This window comes from Cellulosimicrobium sp. EB106-03-01-XG111, assembly GCF_058792115.1.
On the sequence record NZ_JBYTEQ010000020.1, the window covers coordinates 1 to 24,589 of the forward strand.

Here is a 24,589-nt window from a genome sequence, read left to right on the forward strand (position 1 = left end):
GCCCGGGTCCCCCAGGGACCCGGGCCGCGCTGCGTCCCCCGAGCCGACCCGGGTCGTCCCCGCGCCCGACCGGGCCCGTCAGGGGCTGCGGGGAGCGAAAATCCCTGCGTCGGCGGGGGTAGGTCGCCGTAGGGTCGTGGGGCCATGATCGACGCCTCCCTGCCGACCGAGCAGCCCACGAACCCCCCGTCCGACCCGCACGCCGCGCCGTCGGCCAGCGCCCCGCGCCCGCCCGACCCGGCCCGCCGCCTGGACTGGCGCCGGCTGCGCGGGCCGCAGGCCGTCGTCGCGCTGCTCGCGCTCGCCGTGGGCGCGGTCGGCGCCGCGCTGGGCACGGTCATCGCCGGGTGGCTCGCCGAGGACCCGACGACGGCGACGCTCCAGCTCCTCGCCGCGTGCGTCGTCGGCGCGGCGCTGCTCGACACCGTCGGCCAGGTCGTGTGGGCGGGCGTGGTCGACCGCGCCGAGGGCCGCCTGCGCGGCGACCTCCTCACCGCGGCGCTGCACCAGCCGCTCGCCACGCTCACGGAGCAGGCGGTCGGCGAGGTGCTCGACCGCGTCGACGACGACACGCACGCCGTCGGCACGCTCGTGCGCCGCCAGCTGTGGGGCGCGGGACGCACCGTCGTCGGCGTGCTGCCGATGTGGGTCGTCGCGGGCCTGACCTGGTGGCCGGCGTGGATCCTGTTCCCGGTCCTGGGGGCCGTCGCGTGGTTCATCGTGCGCCCGATGCTGGGCGAGATCGCGCGTCGCAAGGTCATCGAGGAGATGGCGTGGACCGACCACGCCGCGGCGTTCGAGGAGTCCGTCGCGGCGCGGGACGACCTGCGCACGAGCCTCGGGCAGTCGTTCGCGATCCGCCGCCTCGCCGAGCGCTCCGCCCGGGTGCACCGGAAGTTCGAGGCCGTGCTCGTCGTCGAGGCGCGCATGCTCCGCCGCGCCGGTCTCGTGCTCGCCTCGCTGCTCGCGGGCGTGGCCGTGGCGGGCGCCGCGCTCGCCGCGGACGGCGACCTGGGCGTCGACCGGCTCGTCACCCTGTTCCTCGTCACCGCGCTCTTCGTCGGGCAGGTGGACAACCTGGTCCACCACCTCCCGGACATCCAGGAGGGCCTGGGCGCGCTCACGCGCATCCGGCAGATGCTCGCCGTCGAGCCCGAGCCGACGGGCGGGCGCACGCTGCCCGCCGGGCCGGTCGGGATCGAGGTGCGCGACCTGCACTTCTCCTACGCCGAGGGCACGTTCGCGCTCGACGGGGTGGACCTGCACGTGCCCGCGGGGGAGACGGTCGCGCTCGTCGGGCGCACCGGCTCGGGCAAGTCGACCCTGGCGTCGCTGCTGTCGCGCGCGGTCGAGCCGCCGCGCGGCGCGGTCCTCGTCGGCGGCGTCGACGTGCGCGACCTCGACCTCCAGGCGCTGCGCGCGGCGGTCGGCGTCGTCACGCAGCGCACCGAGATCCTCGCGGGCACGCTCGCGGAGAACGTCGCGCTGTTCGCGGACGTCCCCCGGTCCGACGTCGAGGCGGCCGTGCGCGAGCTGCGGCTCGACGACTGGGTCGCGGGCCTGCCCGACGGCCTGGACACGCTGCTCGGGCCCGGCGGGACGTCGCTCTCGGCGGGGGAGGAGCAGCTCGTCGCGTTCGCCCGCCTGCTGGTGCGCGACGTCCAGGTCGTCGTGCTCGACGAGGCGACGGCGCGCATGGACCCGCTCACCGAGGCGCGCGTCGTCGCCGCGTCGGAGCGCCTGCTCGCGGGGCGCACGGGCGTGCTCGTCGCGCACCGGCTCACCACGATCGAGCGCGCCGGGCTGCTGGCGGTCCTCGACCACGGCCGCGTCGTGCAGCAGGGCGAGCGCGCCGCGCTCGCCCACGCCCCCGGTCCCTACCGCGACCTGCTCGCGGCGAGCGTCGCGCAGGACGGCGGCCCGCGCGCCGACGACGTCGACGACCTCGCTCCCGGCGCCACGGCGCCCGCCCTCATGCCCGGCCCGTCGGTCCGCGCGACGGAGGGGCACGACGAGGACGGGACCAGGGCGTCCGCGGCCGCCCCGGCCTCGGACGCGGTCGGTGGCCGCCGACGGCGCGGCGAGCCGCCCGTCCTCGACGACCCGGGCGACGGGCCGAGCCTCGCACGCGGCGTCGCGCACGCCCTGTTCGTCCGTCCGGCGTGGGGCGTGGTGGGCGCGGTCCTGTTCCTCGTCACGAGCCTCGTGTCGGCCCAGGGCGCCGTCACCGGCTTCCTGTGGGGCCAGGCGGTCCAGGACCTCGACTCCGGCTTCCCGGCGCGGCAGCTCGTGCCGCTCGCCGTGCTCCTCGTGGTCGCGCCGCTGTGCCTCGCGTGGGCGCTGTACGTCTACCCGCGCTGGTGGGTCGAGGTGCTGCTGCGCGTGCGCATGGCGGTCATGGCCGGCCAGACCCGCCAGCACCGGCTCACGGCCACGCCGCCCGGCGAGGTCGTCGCCCGTGCCATGGACGCCGACCGGTTCGTCCGGTACGCCGACCGCTGGGTCGACTTCGTCAACGGCCTCGTCATCGCGGGCGTCACCGCGCTGCTCAGCCGGTCGTGGCTCGCGGGCGCCGTGCTCCTCGCGGTCATGGTCGTGTCCGCGGCGGCGTCGGCCCTCGGGCGGCCGATCGCGGGCCGGTCGGCGACGCGGTCGTCGGCCGCGCGCGCCCGGTTCGGACGCGCGCTCGTCTCGGCGCTCGACTCCGCGCGGACGGTGAAGCTCGCCGCCCGCACGCCCCAGGTGCACGCGCACCTGCGCGAGGTGGACGACGGGCGCGTGCGCGCCGCCGTGTTCGAGCACCGCGTGCAGGCCGCGCTCGACGGCGTCCCGCTCGTCATGATCCAGCTCGGCGTCGTCGCGGCCTGGGCCGGGCTGCTCACCGGGACGTGGGACCTCGCGACGGCGCTCCTCGTCGCGAACGCCGTGACCGGCTTCGGCTGGTTCGGCGTCGTCGCGGGCGCCGTCGTGACCGAGGCGCCCGGCACCCGCTCGTGGCAGCGCGCGACGAGCCGGTTCGCCGCCGGGACGGACCTCATGGACCTGCCCCCCGGCGTCGACCTGCTCACGGGCGCCGCCCCCACGCCCGACCCGGGGCCCCGGCGGCCGCTCGAGCGGATCGACCTGGACGGCGTGACCGCGCTGCACGACGACGGCACGATCGGCGTCCAGGGCGTCGACCTGTCCGTCGCGCGCGGCGAGCTCGTCCTGCTGCTCGGGCAGGTCGGCGCGGGCAAGTCGAGCCTGCTCTCGGCGCTCGCGGGCCTCATGGAGCACACGGGCCGCATCCGCTGGAACGGCACGGACGTCGTCGACGCCCAGACGTTCCTGCGGCCGGGCCAGGTCGCGCACGTCGCGCAGGTGCCGCGCGTGCTCTCCGGGACGTTCGCCGACAACGTGCGGCTCGGCCACGAGCGCGACGTCCACGGGCCCGTCGCGGCCGCGCGCCTCGAGCGGGACGTCGTCGAGGCCGGCGGGCACGAGGCGCTCGTCGGGCACCGCGGCGTGCGGCTCTCGGGCGGCCAGGTCCAGCGGCTCGCCCTGGCGCGGGCGCTCGCGACCGACGCCGAGCTCCTGCTGGCCGACGACGTCTCCAGCGCGCTCGACGCGGCGACGGAGATCGAGCTGTGGGAGTCGCTGCGCGAGCGGGGGACCACGGTCGTCGGCTCGACCTCCAAGCGGGCCGCGCTCGCGCGGGCGGACCGCGTCGTCGTGCTCGACGAGGGCCGGGTCGCCGCCGTCGGGCCGTGGGCCGAGCTCGCCTCGCGCTGGGGTCACCTGGCGGGCTGAGCGCCGCGCCCTCCCGGACCCGGGGCCGTCCTCGTCAGGTCTTCCTGACCGGGACGGCCCCGGGTTCGTCGCATCCCGGGCCGGTGAGGAGCAGTGTCGGCGGGTCGCTTGCCGAACCTTGCTGCAACTTTCTGCAACCAGTACAGTTCGGCTCAGCCGTACGCTGAGGAAGCCGCGGTCGACGTCGCCCGCTGCTGGTCCCCGTCGTCCGCGTCTCTGCCGGCACCTGCCTGCTCACGCCTGCGGTCCCGCACCAACCACCGGACGAGGGAGTCCTCATGACCTCCACGCCGCGACGTCGCCGCGTCCCGCGTACACCGTCGCCCCACCCATCCGCCACCACGCCCCGCCGCGCGCGCGGGGCTCGCACGACGGCGTCGGTCACCGCCGTCGCGCTCGCCACCTCGGGCCTGGCGGGCGTCACGCTCGCCGCGTTCGCCGCCCCCGCCGCGGGGGCCGACGAGCGCACCCTCGCCCTCGTGGGCGACCTCCAGTCCGAGCTCGGCTGCCCCGCCGACTGGGACCCCGCGTGCGCGGCGACCGAGCTCGCGCCCACCGACACCGCCGGCGTCTGGTCCGCCGACTTCGAGGTGCCCGCGGGCGCCTACGAGTACAAGGTCGCGTACGACGACGCCTGGGACGAGGCGTACGGGCGCGAGGGCAGCCAGGACAACGCGCCCCTCGTGCTCGGCGGCGACGCGACCGTGCGCGTCACGTTCGACGAGTCGACCCACCGCATCGCGCTCACGCCGCTCGGGCTCGCGGGCGGCTACGACGAGGCGCAGGACGCCGACCTCGTGGTGCCTCCCGTGCGCCAGCCCGGGTCGGACGAGCGCTTCTACTTCGTCATGACCGACCGGTTCGCGAACGGCGACCCGTCGAACGACACGGCGGGGCTCGGCGACGACCCGCTCGTCTCCGGGTTCGACCCGACGAACAAGGGCTTCTACCAGGGCGGCGACATCGCGGGCCTGCGGCAGAACCTCGACTACGTCGAGGGCCTCGGCACGACGGCGATCTGGCTCACGCCGTCGTTCAAGAACCAGCCGGTCCAGGGCACGGGCGCCGACGCGTCGGCGGGCTACCACGGCTACTGGATCACCGACTTCACGCAGATCGACCCGCACCTCGGCACCAACGCCGAGCTCGAGGCGCTCATCGACGAGGCGCACGACCGCGGCATCAAGGTCTACTTCGACATCATCACGAACCACACGGCCGACGTGATCGACTACGAGGAGAAGCAGTACTCGTACGTCGACCAGGCCACGTCGCCGTACCGCGACGCCGAGGGCGCCGTGTTCGACCCGGCGGACCACGCGGGCACCGGCGACTTCCCGGCGCTCGACGCCGCGACGTCGTTCCCCTACACGCCGGTCGTCCCCGCGGGCAAGGAGAACCTCAAGGTTCCCGCCTGGCTCAACGACCCGACGCTCTACCACAACCGCGGCAACTCGACGTGGACCGGGGAGTCCGTGACCTACGGGGACTTCGACGGCCTCGACGACCTCATGACGGAGCACCCGACGGTGGTCGACGGGTTCGTCGACGTCTACCAGGACTGGATCGACCTCGGGATCGACGGCTTCCGCATCGACACCGTCAAGCACGTGAACTTCGAGTTCTGGGAGACGTGGACCACGGAGGTCCTGGACTACGCGCACGCGCAGGGCAAGGACGACTTCTTCATGTTCGGCGAGGTGTACGACGCCGACGCGGCGAAGCTCTCGCCCTACGTCCGCAAGACCGACATGAGCTCGACGCTCGACTTCGCGTTCCAGTCCGCCGCGACGAGCTTCGCGAGCGGCAACAGCGCCAAGGGTCTCGCGTCGCTCTTCGCGAGCGACGACATGTACACGACGCCCACGACGAACGCGCAGGCGCTGCCGACGTTCCTCGGCAACCACGACATGGGCCGCGTCGGGTACATGCTCGCGAGCACCGACGACCCGCTCGCGCGCGACGAGCTCGCGCACGACCTCATGTACCTGACCCGCGGGCAGCCGGTCGTGTACTACGGCGACGAGCAGGGCTTCGCGGGGACGGGCGGCGACAAGGACGCCCGCCAGACCCTGTTCGCGACCCAGGTCGACGAGTACGCCGACCAGCCTCTCGTCACCGGCGAGCAGGCGGGCAGCGTCGACCGCTTCGGCACCGACGCGCCGCTCTACGCGCACATCGCCGGGCTCGCCGCGCTGCGCGAGGCGCACCCGGCGCTGGCCGACGGCGCCCAGGTCGAGCGCTACGTCGAGAACGGCGCGGGTGTGTACGCCTTCAGCCGCGTGGACCGCACGGAGAAGGTCGAGCACCTCGTCGCGCTGAACAACGCGGCGCAGGAGCGGACGGCGACCTTCACGACCCTCACGCCCGGCGCCTCGTACGAGGTGCTCTACGGCGAGTCGGCCGCGCCCGTCACGGCCGACGCCGACGGCGTCGTCACGCTGACCGTCCCGGCCACGGGCACCGTCGTGCTGCGGGCCGACCGCGAGGTCGGCGCGGAGTCGTCGGGCGAGATCGCCCTCACCGTGCCGCGCGCCGGCGCAGCGGTCACCGGCGTCGCGCCCGTGACGGCCGCGGTCGACGCGGACGCGTGGGCCGAGACGTCGTTCGCGTGGCGCGAGGTCGGGAGCGCCGAGTGGCACCCCCTCGGCACCGCCGAGGACACCGCGCCGCGCGTCTTCCACGACGTCGCGGGCCTCGCGGACGGCACGCTCGTCGAGTACCGCGCCGTGACGACCGACGCCGACGGCGACCGCGCCGCCGCGTCCACCTTCGCGAGCGTCGGGGTCGACGTGAGCGGCGACGCGAGCACCGAGCCGGAGCCCGAGATCGACCTCGTGACCGTGCCCGGCAGCCACAACGCGGCCATGGGCTGCGCGGGCGACTGGGCGCCCGGCTGCGAGGCGGCGAAGCTCACGCAGCGCGCCGACGGCGTCTACGCGGGCACGTTCGACGTCCCCGCCGGGACGTACGAGTACAAGGTCGCGATCAACGGGTCGTGGACGGTCAACTACGGGGTCGGCGGCGTACAGGACGGCAGCAACGCGACGTACACGACGTCCGGCGGCCCGGTGACGTTCTACTGGGACCCGGTGAGTAAGGACTTCTCGAGCACCGCGCAGGGGCCGATCGTCACGCTCGCGGGCTCGTTCCAGGACCAGGTCGGCTGCCCCGGCTCCTGGGCGCCCGACTGCCTCGCGTCCTGGCTCAAGGACCCGGACGGCGACGGCGTCTACACCTGGTCGACCGACCGCCTCGCGGCCGGCGCGTACGAGGGCAAGGTCGCGCACGGCCTGAGCTGGGCCGAGAACTACGGCGTCGGCGGCGCGCGCGACGGGGCGAACTACCAGTTCTCCGTCGGTGACGGCGAGCTGGTCACCTTCTCCTACGACCTCGCGTCCCACGTCCTGACGATCGACGTCGCGAACCCGCCGCTCCCCGGCACCGGCCAGCAGGCCGCGCACTGGGTGCGCGAGGGCGTCGTCGCCTGGCCGGGGGACCTCGGCACGGGCGACGAGTGGACCCTGTGGGCCGCCCCCGAGGGCGGGCTCGCGGTCACCCCGGGCGGCGCCGACGGCGAGGTCCAGGCCCCGGAGGGCACGGCGTCGTACACGCTCCAGGTCGACCCGTCGGGCCTGCCCGACGACGTCGCGGCCGAGTTCCCGGCGCTCGCCGGGCACACCGCGCTGCGCGTGCTCGACGACGGCGAGCCGCTCGACCGCGCGGAGGTCGAGGCGGCGCTCACGGGCCAGCTCCTCGTCACCCGGGCCGACGGCGGCGCGCTCACGGCCGCGACCGGCGTCCAGGTGCCGGGCGTCGTCGACGACCTGTTCGCCGAGGACGCCGCCGGGCGCGAGCTCGGCGTCTCGTGGCACGCCAACGGCAAGTGGGCGTCGTTCGCGCTGTGGGCGCCGACGGCGAAGGCCGTCTCGGTGCTCGCCTGGCCCGCGGGGGCGTCGCTCGACGACGACCCGCGCCGGTTCGAGGCCGCGCGTCAGTCCGACGGCACGTGGACGCTCGACGGGAAGGCGGCCGACAAGAAGCTCGGCGGCGCGGCCGTCGGCTGGAAGGGCGCGCGCTACCTCTACGAGGTGCAGGTCTACGTCCCGAGCACGGGGGAGGTCGAGACGAACGTCGTCACCGACCCGTACTCGGTGGGCTTGACGCTCGACTCCACGCACTCGGTGGCCGTCGACCTCGACGACCCCGCGTTCCGCCCGAGCGCCTGGGAGGGCACGCCTGCCCCGGTCGTCGAGCGGTCGGTGGACCAGACGATCTACGAGCTCCACGTCCGGGACTTCTCGATCTCCGACGAGACCGTCCCGGCGGAGCGGCGCGGCACGTACCTCGCGTTCGCGGAGAAGGACTCGGCCGGCATGACGCACCTGCGCGAGCTCGCGGACGCGGGCGTCACCACGGTGCACCTGCTCCCGACGTTCGACATCGCGTCGATCCCCGAGGACCGCGCGGCCCAGGCCACGACCGGCGACCTCACCGGGTTCGCGCCCGACTCGCCCGAGCAGCAGGCCGCGGTCGCGGCCGTGCAGGCGCAGGACGGCTTCAACTGGGGCTACGACCCGTGGCACTTCAGCACGCCCGAGGGGTCGTACGCGGTCGACGCGGACGGCGGCGCGCGCGTGGCCGAGTTCCGCACCATGGTCGGGTCGCTGCACGGCGCCGGGCTGCAGGTCGTGCTCGACCAGGTGTTCAACCACACCGCCGCGAGCGGGCAGGACGCGAAGTCCGTCCTCGACAAGGTCGTGCCGGGCTACTACCACCGGCAGAACCCGACCACCGGCTCCGTCGAGACGAGCACGTGCTGCCAGAACGTCGCGACCGAGCACGCGATGGCAGGAAAGCTCATGGTCGACTCGGTCGTCACGTGGGCGAAGGACTACCGCGTCGACGGGTTCCGCTTCGACCTCATGGGCCACCACTCGAAGCAGAACATGCTCGACGTCCGGGCCGCGCTCGACGAGCTCACGCTCGCCGAGGACGGCGTCGACGGGAAGTCCGTCTACCTGTACGGCGAGGGCTGGGACTTCGGCGAGGTCGCGGGCAACGCGCTGTTCGAGCAGGCCACGCAGGGCCAGCTCGGCGGCACGGGCATCGGGACCTTCTCCGACCGGCTGCGCGACGCGGTGCACGGCGGCTCGCCCGTCGACGGCGCCACGACGTTCACGCAGGGCTTCGGCACGGGCCTGGCGACCGACCCGAACGGGCAGCCCGCCCGGGCGGGGGAGCCGGGGACGGTGAACGACGGGTCCGCGGACGAGCTCGCCGACCTCGGTCACCAGACCGACCTCGTGCGCCTCGGCCTCGCGGGCAACCTGCGCGACTACTCTCTCGTCACGTCGACGGGCGAGGAGAAGCGCGGCGACGAGATCGACTACCGCGGGGCGCCGGCCGGCTACGCCGACTCGCCCGAGGAGGTCGTGACCTACGTCGACGCGCACGACAACGAGACGCTGTTCGACCTGCTCACGCTCAAGCTCCCGGCCGACACGCCGATGGACGAGCGCGTGCGCATGAACACGGTCTCGCTCGCGACCGCGGCGCTCTCCCAGACGCCGTCGTTCTGGCACGCGGGCACGGACCTGCTGCGGTCGAAGTCGCTCGACCGCAACAGCTACGACTCGGGCGACTGGTTCAACGCGATCGACTGGACCGGTCAGGACAACGGGTTCGGCAAGGGCCTGCCGATGGCGGCCGACAACGAGGACAAGTGGCCGCTCATGGCCCCGCTCCTCGCGGACCCGGCGCTCAAGCCGTCGCCCGACGACATCGCCACCGCGTCGGCGCAGGCCCAGGACCTCCTGCGGCTGCGGCACTCGACCGAGCTCTTCCGGCTCGGTGACCCGGAGCTGATCCGGGAGAAGGTCACCTTCCCGGGCGCCGGGACGGACCAGGTCCCGGGCGTCGTCGCGATGGCGGTGGACGACACCGTCGGCACCGACGTGGACCCGGCGCTCGACGGGCTGCTCGCCGTCTTCAACGCCTCCCCGGACGAGGTCACCGTCCCGCTGTCCGCGCTCGCGGGCCGCGAGTACGTGCTCTCGCCCGTGCAGCAGGAGGGGAGCGACGACGTCGTGCGGGGCACCGCGTGGGACGCGGCCACCGGCACGGTGACCGTCCCCGGGCGATCCGTCGCCGTCCTCGTACAGCCGCAGGCCGGGGCGGAGCTGCCCGTCTCGGTCGAGGTGCAGACGCGCTGCCTCGCGGGCAAGGCGTACGTCGCGGTCCGGGCGACGAACGACGGCGCCGTGCCGGTGGACGTCCGGCTCGCCACGCCGTTCGGCGAGAAGGCGGTCGCGGACGTCGCGCCCGGCAAGAACGCCTACCAGTCGTTCGCGACGCGCCAGAAGGCGGTCGCGGCCGGCGAGGCCACGGTGACCGCCACCGCGGTGGTCGACGGCGAGGAGGTCACCTCGACCTTCACCGTCGAGCACGAGGGGGCCACCTGCTCCTGAGCCGACCGCCGAGGTAGGACGACCCGCCGAGGTAGAGCCCTGGTCATCACCAGGGCTCTACCTCGGCCTACCCCGGTTCTCCCTCGGCTCACCTGGGCTCTCCCTCGGCGCACCTCGGTCGGTGTCGTTCTCCCGGAGGGCCGGTGCTAGCGTCGCGAGCCGTGACCACCTCGCCCTCGCCCGCCGTCCGCCCGACGGCGGGTCTCGTCTTCCGTCCGGCCGTCGCCGCCGACCTGCCCCGGGTGGTCGAGCTCATCGCCGACGACGCGATCGCGCGCGCCCGCACCGGCGAGGTCGGCCCCGAGCACGAGGCGGCGTTCGCCGCGATCGACGCGGACCCGAACAACGCCCTGGTGGTCGTGGAGCGCGACGGCGAGGTCGTGGGCACCATGCAGCTGACGGTCGTCCCGGGGATCTCGCGCGGCGGCGCGTCGCGGCTCCTGGTCGAGGCCGTCCGGGTCGACCGGCGGCTGCGGGGCCAGGGCGTCGGCCGCGCCATGATGGCGTGGGCGCACGCCTGGGGTGCCGCGCGAGGCTGCGCGCTCGCCCAGCTCACGTCCGACAAGCGACGCACGGACGCCCACCGGTTCTACCGGTCGCTCGGCTACGAGCAGTCGCACGAGGGCTTCAAGCGCCCGCTCTCACCGCGCTAGGCCCGGACCGCACCGCAGGCACCGCCGCGGCCGCCTCGGTGCACCCCGCCTGTCGGCAGCGCTGAGTGTTCCCGCGCCTGAAAGCGCTCTCAAGCATTCACGTCCTGATCGCTTGGTCCCGACGGCACGTGTTCGCGCTCACATCCGGGGCATATGTCTGCGCTGTCATAGGACCAAGGTCGCTATTCGATCACAGTTCGCCCTGGCCTTGCGTTCAGGAGTTGACGCCAAGATCGCGACGGGCATAGCGTCGGGCCCGCTCGGACGGCGCTGAGGGTGTCCGGGTCCGCGGGGCACAGGTGCCCCGCGCGCTGTCCTCGGCAGGAGGAGGTCCGATGACGGACGAGCGCGTGATCCTCGAGATGCGGGGCATCACCAAGGAGTTCCCGGGCGTGCGCGCCCTCGACGACGTCAACCTGCGCGTCCGCGCGGGGGAGATCCACGCGATCTGCGGGGAGAACGGCGCCGGCAAGTCGACGCTCATGAAGGTGCTCTCGGGCGTGTACCCGCACGGCACGTACACGGGCGACATCTACTACGAGGGTGCCGAGATCCGGTTCAAGGACATCCGCTCGAGCGAGCAGGCGGGCATCGTCATCATCCACCAGGAGCTCGCGCTCATCCCGGAGCTCTCGATCACCGAGAACATCTTCCTCGGCAACGAGGTCAAGGGGTCGTTCGGGATCGACTGGGGCGTGGCGCGGCGCCGGGCGGAGGAGCTCATGGCCCGCGTCGGGCTCCAGGAGTCGCCCGACGCCCAGATCAAGAACATCGGTGTCGGCAAGCAGCAGCTCGTGGAGATCGCCCGCGCGCTGGCGAAGGACGTGCGGCTGCTGATCCTCGACGAGCCGACGTCCGCGCTCAACGAGGAGGACTCGGAGCACCTGCTCGACCTGCTGCGCGGCCTGCGCTCCCGCGGCATGACGAGCATCATCATCTCCCACAAGCTCAACGAGATCGAGGCCATCGCGGACTCGATCACGATCATCCGCGACGGCCGCTCGATCGAGACGCTCGACGTGAAGGACGACGCCGTCGACGAGGACCGCATCATCCGCGGCATGGTCGGCCGCTCGCTCGAGTCGCGCTTCCCCGACCACACCCCGTCGATCGGCGAGACCTTCTTCGAGGTCGAGGGGTGGACCGTCGAGCACCCCGAGGTGCCCGGCCGCCTCGTGTGCAAGGGGTCCACGTTCCACGTGCGGCGCGGCGAGATCGTCGGCTTCGCCGGGATCATGGGCGCGGGGCGCACCGAGCTCGCGCGCTCGATCTTCGGGCGCACCTACGGGCGCTACCTCTCCGGCGTCGTCCGCATCGACGGGCGCGAGGTCTCCATGCCCACGGTGCTCTCGGCGATCGAGAACCGCATCGCGTACGTCCCCGAGGACCGCAAGTCCCTCGGCCTCAACCTGCTCGACACGATCCTGGGCACGATCCAGTCGGCGAACCTGCCGCGCATCGCGAAGGCCGGCGTCATCGACCGTGACGCGGCGTTCGTCGCGGCCGAGGGCTACCGCAAGGCGTTCTCCATCAAGGCGCCGAGCGTGCACGAGGGCGTCGCGAAGCTCTCCGGCGGCAACCAGCAGAAGGTGCTGCTCGCCAAGTGGATGTACACCGAGCCGGAGCTCCTCATCCTCGACGAGCCGACGCGCGGGATCGACGTCGGCGCCAAGTACGAGATCTACGGGCTCGTCCAGAAGCTCGCGGACGCGGGCCGCGGGGTCGTCGTCATCTCGTCGGAGCTGCCCGAGCTCCTCGGCCTGTGCGACCGCATCTACACCGTCTTCGAGGGGCGCATCACCGGTGAGGTCTCCCGGGCCGACGCGACCCAGGAGGGGCTCATGCGGCTCATGACCGGGACGCAGAGCGACGCGCCCGCCGACGCGGCCTGACCCGGCCGCCCCACCCCCAGCCACCCCGTCTCGACCGAGAAGGAACCACCGACGATGTCGTCCATCAAGCAGCTGCTGAGCGGCGGAGCGCGCCAGTTCGGCATGCTCTTCGCGCTCCTCGCCCTGATCATCTTCTTCCAGATCGCGACCGGGGGACGCGTCCTCACCCCGAGCAACGCGCAGAACCTGCTCAACGGCAACTCCTACATCCTCATCCTCGCGATCGGCATGGTGCTCGTGATCATCGCGGGCCACATCGACCTGTCCGTCGGGTCGGTCGCGGCGGTGACCGGCATCATCGTCGCCCTCGCGATCCGGGACTGGGGGATCCCGTGGTGGCTCGGCATCCTCCTGGGGCTGTGCGTCGGCGCGGTCATCGGCGCGTGGCAGGGCTTCTGGGTCGCGTACGTCGGCATCCCGGGCTTCATCACGACCCTCGCCGGGATGATGATCTTCCGCGGCCTCAACCAGTACATCGGCAAGTCCAACACCGTCCCCGTCCCGACCGAGATCCAGTGGATCGGCGGCGGCTATCTCCCCGAGTTCGGTCCGGGCACCGGCCTCAACAACTCGACGCTCCTGCTCGGCGTCCTCGCGATCGCGGCGGTCGTGTGGTCGGAGCTCCGCCGCCGGGCCAGCGCCCGCAAGCTCGGCGCCGACCCGGTCCCGACGTCGGTCGCCGTGACGCGCGTCGTCCTCTTCAGCGCCGTCATCGCCTACCTCACGTACCTCTACGGCTCGGGCCGCGTCGGGACCTCGATCCCCGTGCCCGCGGTCATCCTCATCCTGCTCGTCATCGTCTACCAGTTCGTCGCGCAGCGGACCGTCGGCGGACGCCACGTGTACGCGGTCGGCGGCAACCGGGCCGCCGCGGCGCTGTCCGGCGTCGACATCAAGCGCACGAACTTCTTCGTCATGATGAACATGTCGGTCCTCGCGGCGCTCGCGGGCATGATCTTCATCGGCCGCTCGACCGCGTCCGGCCCCTTCGACGGCAACATGTGGGAGCTCGACGCGATCGCGGCCGTCTTCATCGGCGGCGCCGCCGTCTCGGGCGGTGTCGGCACGGTCGTCGGCTCCGTCATCGGCGGGCTCGTCATGGCCGTGCTCAACAACGGCCTGCAGCTCATGGGCATCGGCTCGGACCGCACCCAGATCATCAAGGGCCTCGTGCTCCTCATCGCCGTCGCGTTCGACGTCTACAACAAGGTGCAGGGCCGCCCGTCGATCCTCGGGCTGATCTTCCCCTCGCGACGCGACAAGGGCACCGGTGCCGTCACCGGCGCCGACGACCCGCAGCCCGAGGTCCCGGTCGAGGCCGGCGCCACGGCCGCCAAGGGCTGAGCCCTCCCGAACCTTCCCGCACGACCCCCGGACCGCATCCGACGACGGATGCCCGACAGAAAGTGGTACCCATGAAGAAGCTCACCACGACGCTCCTGGCGCTCACCGCCGCGAGCGCGCTCGTGCTCAGCGGCTGCTCCTCCGAGCGCGGGGGCGACAGCGGTGGCGGCGAGACGTCCGGCGGCGGCGAGTCCGCGGCGGCCGGCTTCGAGGAGGGCGCGACGATCGGTGTCGCGCTCCCGCAGAAGACGTCGGAGAACTGGGTCCTCGCCGAGAGCCTGTTCAACGACGGTCTCGAGGAGGCCGGCTTCAAGCCGATCGTCCAGTTCGCCAACGGCGGCGTCTCCGAGCAGCAGAGCCAGATCGACGCGATGGTCGAGCAGGGCGCGAAGGTGATCATCGTCGGTGCGATCGACGGGTCGCAGCTCGGCACCCAGCTCAAGAACGCCAAGGACAACGGCGCGACCGTCATCGCCTACGACCGTCTCGTGAAGAACACGGACGCCGTGGACGAGTACATCGCGTTCGACAACTTCAAGGTCGGCGAGCTCCAGGGCCAGGCCCTGCTCCAGGGCCTCGAGGAGCGCAAGGGCGAGGCGCCGTACAACGTCGAGCTCATCGCCGGCTCGCCCGACGACGCGAACTCGACGCCGTTCTTCGAGGGCGCGATGAGCGTCCTCCAGCCGAAGATCGACGACGGCACGCTCGTCATCCCGTCCGGTCAGACGTCGTTCGAGCAGGTCGCGACGCAGGGCTGGAAGGCCGAGAACGCCCAGAAGCGCATGGACACGGTGCTCTCGGGCAGCTACTCCGACAAGGAGATCGACGGCGTCCTGTCGCCGAACGACACCCTGGCGCGCGCCGCCCTCACGTCGGCGAAGCAGGCCGGCAAGGAGACCCCGGTCATCACCGGCCAGGACTCCGAGGTCGAGTCCGTGAAGTCGATCGTCGCGGGCGAGCAGTACTCGACGATCTACAAGGACACGCGCAAGCTCGTCGAGGAGTCGATCAACGCGGTCACGGCGCTCCAGGCGGGCGACGAGCCGGAGATCAACGACACCGAGTCGTACGACAACGGCGTGAAGGTCGTCCCGGCCTTCCTGCTCGAGCCCGTCATCGTCACGCAGGAGAACGCCGCCGAGGTCTACGCGGGCGACCCCACCCTGGAGGAGCTCACCCAGTGACCCGTTCGCGCTGAGCGACCGGGAGGCGGCGGCGAACCGGCACGCCGCCGCACGACGGCCCCCGTCACGTCCGAGACGTGGCGGGGGCCGCCGTCGTGCGGGAGAGAGCGGCGGGCGCGCGACGGGGGTGCCGGGCGCGCGCGGCGGCTGCTCAGCGGAAGACGACGGTGCGGTGCCCGTCGAGGAGCACGCGGTGCTCCGCGTGCCAGCGGACGGCGCGCGCGAGCGTCTGGCGCTCGACGTCCTCGCCGATCGCGACGAGGTCCTCGACGCGGCGCGAGTGGTCGACGCGCTCGACGTCCTGCTCGATGATCGGGCCCTCGTCGAGGTCGCCCGTCACGTAGTGGGAGGTCGCGCCGATGAGCTTGACGCCGCGGTCGTGCGCCTGGGCGTACGGGCGCGCGCCCTTGAAGCTCGGCAGGAACGAGTGGTGGATGTTGATGATGCGCCCGGGCATCTCGCGGCACAGCTCGTCCGAGAGGATCTGCATGTACCGGGCGAGCACGACGAGCTCGACGTCGAGCTCCCCGACGAGCTCGCGCAGGCGCGCCTCGGCGGCGGCCTTCGTGTCCCGCGTGACGGGCACGTGGTGGAAGGGCTTCCCGTAGAACGACGCGATGTCCTCGAGGTCGCGGTGGTTGCCGACGACGCCGACGACCTCGATGGGCATGCCCTGCGAGCGCTCGCGGTACAGGAGGTCGACGAGGCAGTGCGGTGCCTTCGAGACCATGAGCAGGGTGCGCACGCGCCGCCCGACGACGTCGAGCCGCCACGTCATGGCGAACCGCGCCGCGACCTCCTCGACGGCCCGCTCGAGCTCGGCGCGCTCGGCGGCGGCCTCGACCTGGACGCGCATGAAGAACAGCCCGGAGAGCGGGTCGCCGAACTGCTGCGACTCGGTGATGTTGCCCCCCAGCCGCGCGAGGGCCCCGGCCACGGCGTGCACGATCCCCGGCCCGTCCGGGCACGAGAGCGTGAGGACCCAGTGCGTGGGTTCGCCGGTGGGGGGCTGCGCGGTGCGGGTCGCCGGGACGTCGGTGACGTCGGCGCCGCGGGGATCTGTCGTGGACACCCCTCAGAGGGTAGCCGCGCCCCGCGCCCGGCAGGGGCCGCGTCCTGCCCGCGGACACGACCGGTGGACGTGCCCGGTCCCGGTGCGCGATGTCTGACACGATGTCCCCATGAACGACGCGCAGATCACGACCCGCCTCGTCACCGACGCCGAGGCCGGTGAGCTCCTGACCCTGCGCCGGGCGGCGTTCGTCACCGAGGCGCAGCTCTACCAGGACCCGAACATCCCGCCGCTGACGCAGACGCTCCACGAGCTGCGCGAGGACCTCGCGCGCGAGGACGTCGTGACGATCGGTGCGTGGCTCGGCCCCCGGCTCGTCGGGTCCGTGCGGGTGGAGATCGAGGACAGCAAGGCGACGCTCGGCCGGCTCGCCGTCGCGCCGGACATGCAGGGCCGCGGCATCGGGACCCAGATGCTCTTCGAGGTGCTGCCGTACCTGCCGGAGCAGACGACGGAGATCTGGGTGTTCACGGGCAAGGACTCGAAGCAGAACCTCGCCATGTACACCAAGCACGGCTACGAGGAGCAGTACGACAAGGCGGCGGGCGACCTCACGTACACCTACCTGCGCCGCATCCTCGGCGAGGCCGAGGCGCGCAACGAGTCGGGCGCCGTCGGGCAGGAGTAGCCCGGCACCGCCCGCGGGCCGTGCGCTAGGATCGACGCGTCGCGACTGGCGCCGCCCGGTGGAACTCCGCCCGGGCAGGGTGGATCACCACCGGGGAGCGGCACGCTGTGCAGACGACGGGTCGTTCGCCTGGGCCCCGGGTCACCCCCTGGTGGGGCGTACCCGGCGAGCCGGGAACGTGACCACCGACGACGAACTGCCAGACACCCGCGGAGGAGACGCCATGAGCGCCCAGCCAGCCGACAACGTCCTCGACACCCCGCTCGCCGAGCTCGACCCCGAGATCGCGGCCGTCCTCGACGGGGAGCTCGCGCGCCAGCGCGACACCCTCGAGATGATCGCGTCCGAGAACTTCGTCCCGCGCGCCGTCCTGCAGGCGCAGGGCTCCGTGCTCACCAACAAGTACGCCGAGGGCTACCCGGGCCGCCGGTACTACGGCGGCTGCGAGCAGGTCGACATCGCGGAGAACCTCGCGATCGCCCGCGCCAAGTCGCTGTTCGGCGCGGAGCACGTCAACGTGCAGCCGCACTCGGGCGCCCAGGCGAACGCCGCCGTCCTGCACGCGCTCATCAACAAGGGCGACCGGATCCTCGGCCTCGAGCTCGCGCACGGCGGCCACCTCACGCACGGCATGAAGATCAACTTCTCGGGCAAGCTCTACGACGTCTCCGCGTACGGCGTGGACCCGCAGTCGTACCGCGTGGAGATGGACGAGGTCCGCAAGCAGGCCCTCGAGACCCGCCCCGACGTCATCATCGCCGGCTGGTCCGCGTACCCGCGCCACCTCGACTTCGCGGCGTTCCGCGAGATCGCGGACGAGGCCGGCGCGAAGCTGTGGGTGGACATGGCGCACTTCGCGGGCCTCGTGGCCGCAGGCCTGCACCCGTCCCCGGTGCCGTACGCGGACGTCGTGTCCTCCACGGTCCACAAGACGATCGGCGGCCCCCGCTCCGGCTTCATCCTCAGCAAGGAGGAGTACGCCAAGAAGATCGACTCCGCCGTGTTCCCGGGCCAGCAGGGCGGCCCGCTCATGCACGTCGTCGCGGCCAAGGCCGTGTCGTTCAAGGTCGCTGCGACGGACGGCTTCCGTGACCGCCAGGAGCGCACGCTGCGCGGCGCGAGCATCATCGCGGACCGGCTGACCCAGGCCGACGTCGCCGAGGCCGGCGTCTCCGTCCTCACGGGCGGCACCGACGTCCACCTCGTCCTCGTCGACCTGCGCCACTCGGCGCTCGACGGCCAGCAGGCCGAGGACCTCCTGCACGAGGTCGGCATCACCGTGAACCGCAACGCCGTGCCGTTCGACCCGCGCCCGCCGCGCGTCACGTCCGGCCTGCGCATCGGCACGCCGGCGCTCGCGACCCGCGGCTTCGGCGACGCCGAGTTCACGGAGGTCGCCGAGATCATCGCGACCGCGCTGCGCGAGGGCGCCGCGGCCGACGCCGAGGCGCTGCGGGCCCGCGTGCAGAAGCTCACGGCCGACTTCCCGCTGTACCCGGGCCTCCAGCAGTGACGGCCCGGATCCTCGACGGCAAGGCCACCGCCGCCACGATCAAGGCCGAGCTGAAGGACCGCCTCGCGGTCCTCGCGGAGAAGGGTGTCGTGCCGGGTCTGGGCACGCTCCTCGTCGGCGACGACCCGGGCTCGCAGTGGTACGTCGCGGGCAAGCACCGCGACTGCGCGGAGGTCGGGCTCGCGTCGATCCGGGAGGACCTCCCGGGCGACGCGACGCAGGAGGAGATCGAGGCCGCCGTCCGGCGCCTCAACGACGACCCGGCCTGCACGGGGTACATCGTGCAGCTCCCGCTGCCGCGGGGCATCGACACCAACCGGGTGCTCGAGCTCATCGACCCGGCCAAGGACGCGGACGGGCTGCACCCGACCAACCTCGGCCGGCTCGTGCTGCGCGTCAACGAGGAGGTCACGTCGCCGCTCCCGTGCACGCCGCGCGGGATCATCGAGCTCGTCGAGCGGCACGGGATCTCCCTCGCGGGCAAGGAGGTCGTGGTCGTGGGCCGCGGCGTCACCGTCGGCCGCTCGATCGGCCTGCTGCTCACGCGGCGCGCGGTCAACGCGACCGTGACGCTGACGCACACCGGCACGACGGACCTCCCCGCGCTCGTGCGCCGCGCCGACGTCGTCGTCGCGGCCGCGGGGGTCCGCGGGATCGTCACGCGCGACATGGTGAAGCCGGGCGCCGTCGTGATCGACGTCGGCGTCTCGCGCGAGGTCGACCCGGAGACCGGCAAGAGCCGCGTCGTCGGAGATGCCGCGCCCGACGTCGCCGAGGTCGCGGGCTGGATCTCGCCGAACCCCGGCGGGGTCGGCCCGATGACGCGCGCGATGCTCCTCGCGAACGTCGTCGACGCCGCGGAGCGCGCCTCCGCCTGACGGCACCGAGCGAGGTCGGCCCGGCGCCCGTGCGCCGGGCCGACCGTCGGCACCGCCACCCCGTGCCCGGAAGACGACGGCCCGGGTGCCTCAGGAGGCCCCGCGCGCCAGGACGAGCATGCGCTCCTCGATCGTCGCCGGCACGGGCTCGATCCGGGCGTCGGGCGAGGTGCCGGCGAGCGCGGCACGGACCGCCTCCACGCTCGCGCCTGCGACGCGGACGGACCGGCCGTCCAGGGTCACCGGGAGCCCCGCGCGGTCGAGCTCGGAGAACGTGGACGCCCAGTCGCGGGTGCGCACGGCCAGGGCGCGGGTGTCGCCCACGACGTCCCGCTCGCTGCCCTGCGCGACGAGCCGACCCTGCGACAGGAGCAGCAGACGGTCGCACTGCTGCGCCTCCTGCAGGTAGTGCGTCGTGACGAGCACGCCCACGCCCTGGTCGGACTGCTCGCGGATCGTGTCCCACAGCCGTGCGCGGGCGAGCGCGTCGACGCCGGAGGTGGGCTCGTCGAGCAGGACGGCCTCGGGCCGGTGCGACAGGGCTGCCACGAAGGCGGCCCGGCGCTGCGTGCCGAGGGGCAGAGCCCTGACGAGGACGTCGGCGTCGTCCGCGAGGTCGTCCGGCAGGCGCGGGGCGCCGGTGCCGTACGCGGCGCCGACGAACGCGAGGTTCTCGCGCAGCGTCAGGTCCGCGTACAGGCCGAGGTTCTGCGGCAGGTAGCCGACGCGGCGCCGACGGCTGCGGTTCGGCGCCCCGCCGAGCATCTGCACGACACCCTCGGTGACCGGCTGGAGCCCGAGCAGCATCCGCATGAGCGTGGTCTTCCCGGCGCCGTTCGCCCCGAGCAGGCCGACGACCTCACCCGGCCCGACGCGCATCGAGACGTCGTCGACGGCGGTGAACGACCCGAAGCGGCACGTCACGTGCCGCGCGACGAGGACGGGGTCGCTCATGCGGGGAGCTCCCGCGACGCGCGCCGCGCGAGGGAGAGCGCGATGACGACGTCCTCCAGGTCGGGCTCCACGACCGGCAGGCCCGGCGGGGCGTCGGCGTCCGGCCAGTACTCGTGCCGCTCGCGCCCGCGGCGCCACGACCAGGGCGGGCGCCGGGCGACGTCGCCCCGGGTGACGGTCCCGCGGAACCCGGCGCGGACGTCGTCGTACGAGCCCTGGACGAGCACCCGGCCCTCGTCGAGGACGACGAGGTGGCCCGCGCGCTCGGCCTCGTCGAGGTACGTGGTCGACAGGACGACCGCGGCACCCGACGCCGCGGCCTGCGAGACGAGCCGCCACAGGTCGATGCGGCTGACGGGGTCCACGCCCGTGCTGGGCTCGTCGAGCACGACGAGCCGTGGCTCGTGCACGACGGCCATGCAGAACCCGAGCTTGCGGCGCATCCCACCGGAGAGCTGCGACGCGAGCCGGTCGGACGCCTCGGTCAGACCGGCGCCCGCCAGGAGCGCTGCGCGCCGGGCCTCGAGCGCTGCCCCCGTGAGCCCGTAGACCCCGGCCACGAAGTCGATGTTCTGCGCCACGGTGAGCGCCGCCCAGCTGCCCGAGGAGGCTGGGAGGAAGCCGATCTCGCTCTTCCCGGGAGCGGAGACGCGCCCGGAGCCGGGGACGATCTCGCCCACGAGCGTCCGGAGCAGCGTCGTCTTGCCGGCTCCGTCGCCGCCGACGACCGCGACGACCTGACCCGCGGGCACCTCCACCGTGACGTCCTGGAGCGCGCGCCGCGCGCCGAAGGACACGCTGACCGACGTGACCCCGTCGCTCATGCCGCACGGTCCTCGGGCGTGGGCGTGGGCGTGGGCGCGGGCGCGTCGCCGGGGGCCGCCCTCGCGCGCCGCTCGGGCGCGAGGTCCCTCCGGAACCGCAGCGTCGCGGCCGTGAAGACGACCACCGTCATGACGGCGAGCACGGCGAACGCCCACCACAGCGAGCCGAACGTCGCACCGCGCAGCATGACGCCCTGCGAGATGATCGTGAAGTAGGTGAGGGGCAGCAGGTACCCGATCCAGCGGACGCCGGCGGCCATGGCGTCGAGCGGGAAGATCATCCCCGACAGCAGGATCTGCGGCATCAGGACGAAGAACGCGCTCTGGATCGCCTGGCCCGCCGTCTGCGAGATCGTCGAGATGAAGACGCCGACACCGAGGACGACGAACAGGAAGATCGCGGCGCCCAGCGCGAAGGTCAGGACGCTGCCGTTGAACGGGACGTCGAACAGCAGCACCCCGAGCACGGTCACGACGATCATGTCCGCCGCGGCGAGCAGGAAGTACGGGGCGATCTTGCCGAGGATGACCGTGCTCGGCCGCAGGGGCATCACGGCGAGCTGCTCCAGCGTGCCCGCCTCGCGCTCGCGCACCAGGCCGATGCTCGTGATGATCGTGCCGATGAAGGTGAGGATCAGTCCGATGATCGCGGGCACCATGACCCACGACGTCTCCAGGTCGGCGTTGTAGAGGACCTCGGTCGTGACGGGCGTCCCGGAGCCGGCGCCCACGCGCGCGAGCTCCGCGAGCGCGGACTGCGCGGCGAAGAGGTTGGAGCCGTCCACCAGCGCCTCGGGCGTGCCGGCGCCGGTGACGATCGCGACGTCCACGGCGTTGTCCCGGAGCAGGTCCCGAGCGTCCGCCTCGTCGTCGTCCGGCGACGTGGTCGTGACCTCGAAGAAGTCCGGGAGCGCGGCGGCCACCTGCTCGGCCTGCGGGCCGACCACGGCGGTCTCGACGGTCGAGACGTAGAAGTTCGCGGCGTAGCCGAAGATCACGAGCAGGAGCAGGGGCAGCGCGATGAGCAGGCCCAGGGTGCGCCGGTCGCGCGCGAGCTCCCGGAACTCCTTGACGATCATCGCCCTCATACAGCCGACGGTACGGCGCGAGCGGCGTGCGCTCCACCGCGTCGGCGGCGGTCCGGCCCTGGCGAGGCGCTACCCTGCGCGAGTGACGGAGCGCATCGCGACGACGGCGGCGTACGCCGTGCAGGGCTTCGGGTTCGCGGTGGTGCTCACGAGCATCCCCGGCTACAAGGACCGGCTCGGCATGGGCGACGACGTCGTGACGCTCGTCGTGCTGGGCGTGTGCGTCCTCGCCGGTCTGGGCAGCGCGCTGTCGGGCGTCGTGGCGGCGCTGCGCGGAGCACGGACCGTGGTGGTCGGTGGCCTGCTGCTCGCCGCAGCGGCGGTCGCGGGGATCGGCCTCGCGCCGTCGTGGCCCGTCTTCTTCGGGGCGATCGGCCTCTACGGGCTCGCGCTCGGCGCCGTCGACGCCGCGATGAACATGCTCGGGATCGACGTCGAGCGCACGCACGGCCGCAGCCTGCTCGCGTCGTTCTACGCCGCGAACGCGGCCGGGGGAGTGCTCGGCGCGCTCGCGGTCTCGGGCGGCGCGCTGGCCGGTCTCGGCCAGCCGCTCGCGCTCCCGCTCGCGGCGCTGCTCGTCGCCGCGGGCGCGGTCTGGCTCGCGCTGCACCTGCCCGACGGCGGCCGTGCCGTCCCGGGTGCCGTCGCCCCGGACGCTGTGGTGCGGGATGCCGTGGTGCGGGATGCGGTGGTGCGGGATGCCGTGGTCAGCGATGCGGTGGTCCGGGACGGCGTCGTGCGGGACGGCCCGGCCGGCACGGGCGCCGTGGCCACGCCCGGGACGGTGACGTGGGTCGCGGCGGGCACGATCGCGCTGCTCGGCGCGGGGATGCTCGCGTTCCCCGTCGCGGACTCCGCCGTGTCGAGCTGGAGCGCGACGTTCCTGCGCGACGTCCTCGCGGCGAGCGCGGCCGCCGCCCCGCTGGGGTACGCGGCGTACCAGGCGGCGCTCATCGTGTCGCGGCTCGTCGGGGACGGCCTGGTCGAGCGCCTCGGCCGGGTCCGGGTCGTGCGGCTGGGCGGCACGCTCGGCGCCCTCGGGTTCGTCGCGGTGGCGGCCGCCCCGGCCTGGCCCGTCGCCGTGCTCGGCCTCGCGGTGACCGGCCTCGGGCTCGGCGTCGTCGCGCCGCTCGCGTTCTCGGCGGTCGGCGACCGGGCGCGGGAGGCCGTCGCGGCGGGCCGCGCCGGGGCGACGGGGGAGGCGTCCTCCGGGGTCGTGGCGACGGTCACCGACCGCGCGGTCGCGCGGCTCAACGTCTTCACCTATGCGGGCGCCGTGCTCGGCGGCGTGCTCACCGGCGTCTTCGCGACCGCCCACCACCTCCGGGTCGGGTTCGTCGTGCTGGCGGTGCTCGCGGCCGTCTCGGCGATCCTCGCGAGCGCGTTCCGCCCCGCCCGCGTCGTCGCGGCGCCCGTGAGCGAGACCACGCCGCCGGCGTGACACCGGAGCGCCTCGCTGTCGGTGGCGTGTGATGGGATGGCCCGCGTGCTGACCCTCGCCACCGCCAACGTCAACGGAATCCGCGCCGCCTACCGCCGGGGGATGGACGCCTGGATCGCGTCCCGGACACCCGACGTCCTGCTGCTCCAGGAGGTGCGTGCCCCCGACTCGGTCGTCAACGACCTGCTGGAGGGCTGGCACGTCGCCCACCAGGCGTGCGACATCAAGGGCCGCGCCGGGGTCGCGGTCGCGTCACGCCTGCCCGTGTCCGCGGTCCGCGTCGGCCTCGGGGCGGGCGAGCCCGAGCCGCCCGTCGACACCGGACGCTGGGTCGAGGCCGACCTGGAGCTGCCCGACGGCGGTCGTCTCACCGTGGTCTCGGCCTACATCCACTCGGGCACCGTGAGCCAGCCGGAGACGATGGTCGCGAAGTACGCCTACCTGGAGAAGGTGACGGCGCGGCTGCGCGAGCTCGCGGCCACGGGCGAGAAGGTCGTCCTGGCGGGCGACCTCAACATCGCGCACCGCAACGTCGACATCAAGAACTGGAAGGGCAACCTCAAGAGCGCGGGGTTCCTCCCGGAGGAGCGCGCGTACGTCGACGTGTGGCTGGACCAGGTCGGGCTCGTCGACCTGGGTCGCGTCCACGGCGGCGAGGGCCCGGGCCCGTTCACCTGGTGGTCGTGGCGCGGGCGCGCGTTCGACAACGACTCGGGCTGGCGCATCGACTACCAGCTCGCGACGCCGTCGCTCGCCGAGCGCGCGGTCAAGGTCGAGGTCGACCGCGCGCCGTCGCACGAGGAGCGCTGGAGCGACCACGCGCCCCTCGTCGTCACCTACGACGTCTGAGCCGACCCGG

Annotated in this window: 15 protein-coding genes and 1 riboswitch; of the genes, 11 read left to right on the forward strand and 4 right to left on the reverse strand. The window is 73.5% G+C overall.

Annotated features, from left to right (window positions below):
- The first annotated feature begins 144 nt into the window (after positions 1 to 144).
- The 6 genes from AC3WT4_RS15425 (at position 145) to AC3WT4_RS15450 (ending at position 15,332) form a co-directional block, all read left to right on the forward strand.
- Positions 145 to 3,789, forward strand: a complete 3,645-nt coding sequence (locus AC3WT4_RS15425) for an ATP-binding cassette domain-containing protein (RefSeq protein WP_492315849.1) — start codon at positions 145 to 147, stop codon at positions 3,787 to 3,789.
- A 278-nt stretch (positions 3,790 to 4,067) separates the two neighbouring features.
- Positions 4,068 to 10,259 carry a pullulanase-type alpha-1,6-glucosidase gene (gene pulA, locus AC3WT4_RS15430; protein WP_492315850.1) on the forward strand — a complete coding sequence of 2,064 codons (6,192 nt, stop codon included), beginning with the start codon at positions 4,068 to 4,070 and terminating at the stop codon, positions 10,257 to 10,259.
- A gap of 161 nt (positions 10,260 to 10,420) precedes the next feature.
- Positions 10,421 to 10,912 (forward strand): GNAT family N-acetyltransferase, encoded by a 492-nt coding sequence (locus tag AC3WT4_RS15435; protein ID WP_074809023.1) that lies wholly within the window; start codon positions 10,421 to 10,423, stop codon positions 10,910 to 10,912.
- Positions 10,913 to 11,247: 335 nt separating this feature from the next.
- Positions 11,248 to 12,804 carry a multiple monosaccharide ABC transporter ATP-binding protein gene (mmsA, locus tag AC3WT4_RS15440; RefSeq protein WP_492315851.1) on the forward strand — a complete coding sequence of 519 codons (1,557 nt, stop codon included), beginning with the start codon at positions 11,248 to 11,250 and terminating at the stop codon, positions 12,802 to 12,804.
- Positions 12,805 to 12,858: 54 nt separating this feature from the next.
- Positions 12,859 to 14,148, forward strand: a complete 1,290-nt coding sequence (mmsB, locus tag AC3WT4_RS15445; protein ID WP_492315852.1) for a multiple monosaccharide ABC transporter permease — start codon at positions 12,859 to 12,861, stop codon at positions 14,146 to 14,148.
- Positions 14,149 to 14,219: 71 nt separating this feature from the next.
- Positions 14,220 to 15,332 (forward strand): substrate-binding domain-containing protein, encoded by a 1,113-nt coding sequence (locus AC3WT4_RS15450; protein WP_074809029.1) that lies wholly within the window; start codon positions 14,220 to 14,222, stop codon positions 15,330 to 15,332.
- A 151-nt stretch (positions 15,333 to 15,483) separates the two neighbouring features.
- Here the strand turns inward: AC3WT4_RS15450 and purU are convergent, their stop codons facing one another.
- The gene (gene purU / locus AC3WT4_RS15455; RefSeq protein WP_074809032.1) at positions 15,484 to 16,404 is read right to left on the reverse strand and encodes a formyltetrahydrofolate deformylase; all 921 of its coding nucleotides are present in this window, start codon (positions 16,402 to 16,404) and stop codon (positions 15,484 to 15,486) included.
- A gap of 109 nt (positions 16,405 to 16,513) precedes the next feature.
- Here purU and AC3WT4_RS15460 point away from each other — a divergent pair, with 109 nt between their 5' ends.
- From AC3WT4_RS15460 to AC3WT4_RS15470, 3 genes are all read left to right on the forward strand, one after another.
- Entirely contained in the window at positions 16,514 to 17,032 is a 519-nt protein-coding gene (locus AC3WT4_RS15460) for a GNAT family N-acetyltransferase (protein ID WP_043652776.1), read from the forward strand.
- A gap of 31 nt (positions 17,033 to 17,063) precedes the next feature.
- Positions 17,064 to 17,174, forward strand: a riboswitch (ZMP/ZTP riboswitch).
- 81 nt (positions 17,175 to 17,255) lie between these two features.
- Positions 17,256 to 18,545, forward strand: a complete 1,290-nt coding sequence (gene glyA, locus AC3WT4_RS15465; RefSeq protein WP_074809035.1) for a serine hydroxymethyltransferase — start codon at positions 17,256 to 17,258, stop codon at positions 18,543 to 18,545.
- Complete coding sequence (locus AC3WT4_RS15470) at positions 18,542 to 19,423, forward strand: bifunctional methylenetetrahydrofolate dehydrogenase/methenyltetrahydrofolate cyclohydrolase (RefSeq protein WP_257418729.1); 882 nt, start codon at positions 18,542 to 18,544, stop codon at positions 19,421 to 19,423. Before glyA ends, AC3WT4_RS15470 begins: the two co-directional genes overlap by 4 nt.
- 90 nt (positions 19,424 to 19,513) lie before the next feature.
- Here the strand turns inward: AC3WT4_RS15470 and AC3WT4_RS15475 are convergent, their stop codons facing one another.
- From AC3WT4_RS15475 to AC3WT4_RS15485, 3 genes are read right to left on the reverse strand one after another with little or no spacing between them, the layout of a single operon-like run.
- Positions 19,514 to 20,377 carry an ABC transporter ATP-binding protein gene (locus tag AC3WT4_RS15475; protein WP_492315853.1) on the reverse strand — a complete coding sequence of 288 codons (864 nt, stop codon included), beginning with the start codon at positions 20,375 to 20,377 and terminating at the stop codon, positions 19,514 to 19,516.
- The gene (locus AC3WT4_RS15480; RefSeq protein WP_074809041.1) at positions 20,374 to 21,201 is read right to left on the reverse strand and encodes an ABC transporter ATP-binding protein; all 828 of its coding nucleotides are present in this window, start codon (positions 21,199 to 21,201) and stop codon (positions 20,374 to 20,376) included. The genes AC3WT4_RS15475 and AC3WT4_RS15480 overlap by 4 nt, the downstream gene beginning before the upstream one ends.
- Entirely contained in the window at positions 21,198 to 22,289 is a 1,092-nt protein-coding gene (locus AC3WT4_RS15485) for an ABC transporter permease (RefSeq protein ID WP_492315854.1), read from the reverse strand. The genes AC3WT4_RS15480 and AC3WT4_RS15485 overlap by 4 nt, the downstream gene beginning before the upstream one ends.
- 82 nt (positions 22,290 to 22,371) lie before the next feature.
- Between AC3WT4_RS15485 and AC3WT4_RS15490 the strand changes: the two genes are divergently transcribed.
- Together AC3WT4_RS15490 and AC3WT4_RS15495 are read left to right on the forward strand one after the other, a co-directional pair.
- Positions 22,372 to 23,730: an MFS transporter gene (locus AC3WT4_RS15490; RefSeq protein WP_492315855.1), complete on the forward strand. Its 1,359-nt coding sequence runs from the start codon at positions 22,372 to 22,374 to the stop codon at positions 23,728 to 23,730.
- Between the two features lie 45 nt (positions 23,731 to 23,775).
- Positions 23,776 to 24,579, forward strand: coding sequence for an exodeoxyribonuclease III (locus AC3WT4_RS15495; protein ID WP_083385320.1), 804 nt, complete (start codon positions 23,776 to 23,778; stop codon positions 24,577 to 24,579).
- Positions 24,580 to 24,589: the final 10 nt, after the last annotated feature.

Coding starts and splice junctions, on each gene's coding strand:
- AC3WT4_RS15425 (WP_492315849.1), top strand. CDS start 145: ATGATCGACGCCTCCCTGCCGACCGAGCAGCCCACGAACCCCCCGTCC.
- pulA (WP_492315850.1), top strand. CDS start 4,068: ATGACCTCCACGCCGCGACGTCGCCGCGTCCCGCGTACACCGTCGCCC.
- mmsA (WP_492315851.1), top strand. CDS start 11,248: ATGACGGACGAGCGCGTGATCCTCGAGATGCGGGGCATCACCAAGGAG.
- mmsB (WP_492315852.1), top strand. CDS start 12,859: ATGTCGTCCATCAAGCAGCTGCTGAGCGGCGGAGCGCGCCAGTTCGGC.
- AC3WT4_RS15450 (WP_074809029.1), top strand. CDS start 14,220: ATGAAGAAGCTCACCACGACGCTCCTGGCGCTCACCGCCGCGAGCGCG.
- AC3WT4_RS15460 (WP_043652776.1), top strand. CDS start 16,514: ATGAACGACGCGCAGATCACGACCCGCCTCGTCACCGACGCCGAGGCC.
- glyA (WP_074809035.1), top strand. CDS start 17,256: ATGAGCGCCCAGCCAGCCGACAACGTCCTCGACACCCCGCTCGCCGAG.
- AC3WT4_RS15475 (WP_492315853.1), bottom strand. CDS start 20,377: ATGAGCGACCCCGTCCTCGTCGCGCGGCACGTGACGTGCCGCTTCGGG.
- AC3WT4_RS15480 (WP_074809041.1), bottom strand. CDS start 21,201: ATGAGCGACGGGGTCACGTCGGTCAGCGTGTCCTTCGGCGCGCGGCGC.
- AC3WT4_RS15485 (WP_492315854.1), bottom strand. CDS start 22,289: ATGAGGGCGATGATCGTCAAGGAGTTCCGGGAGCTCGCGCGCGACCGG.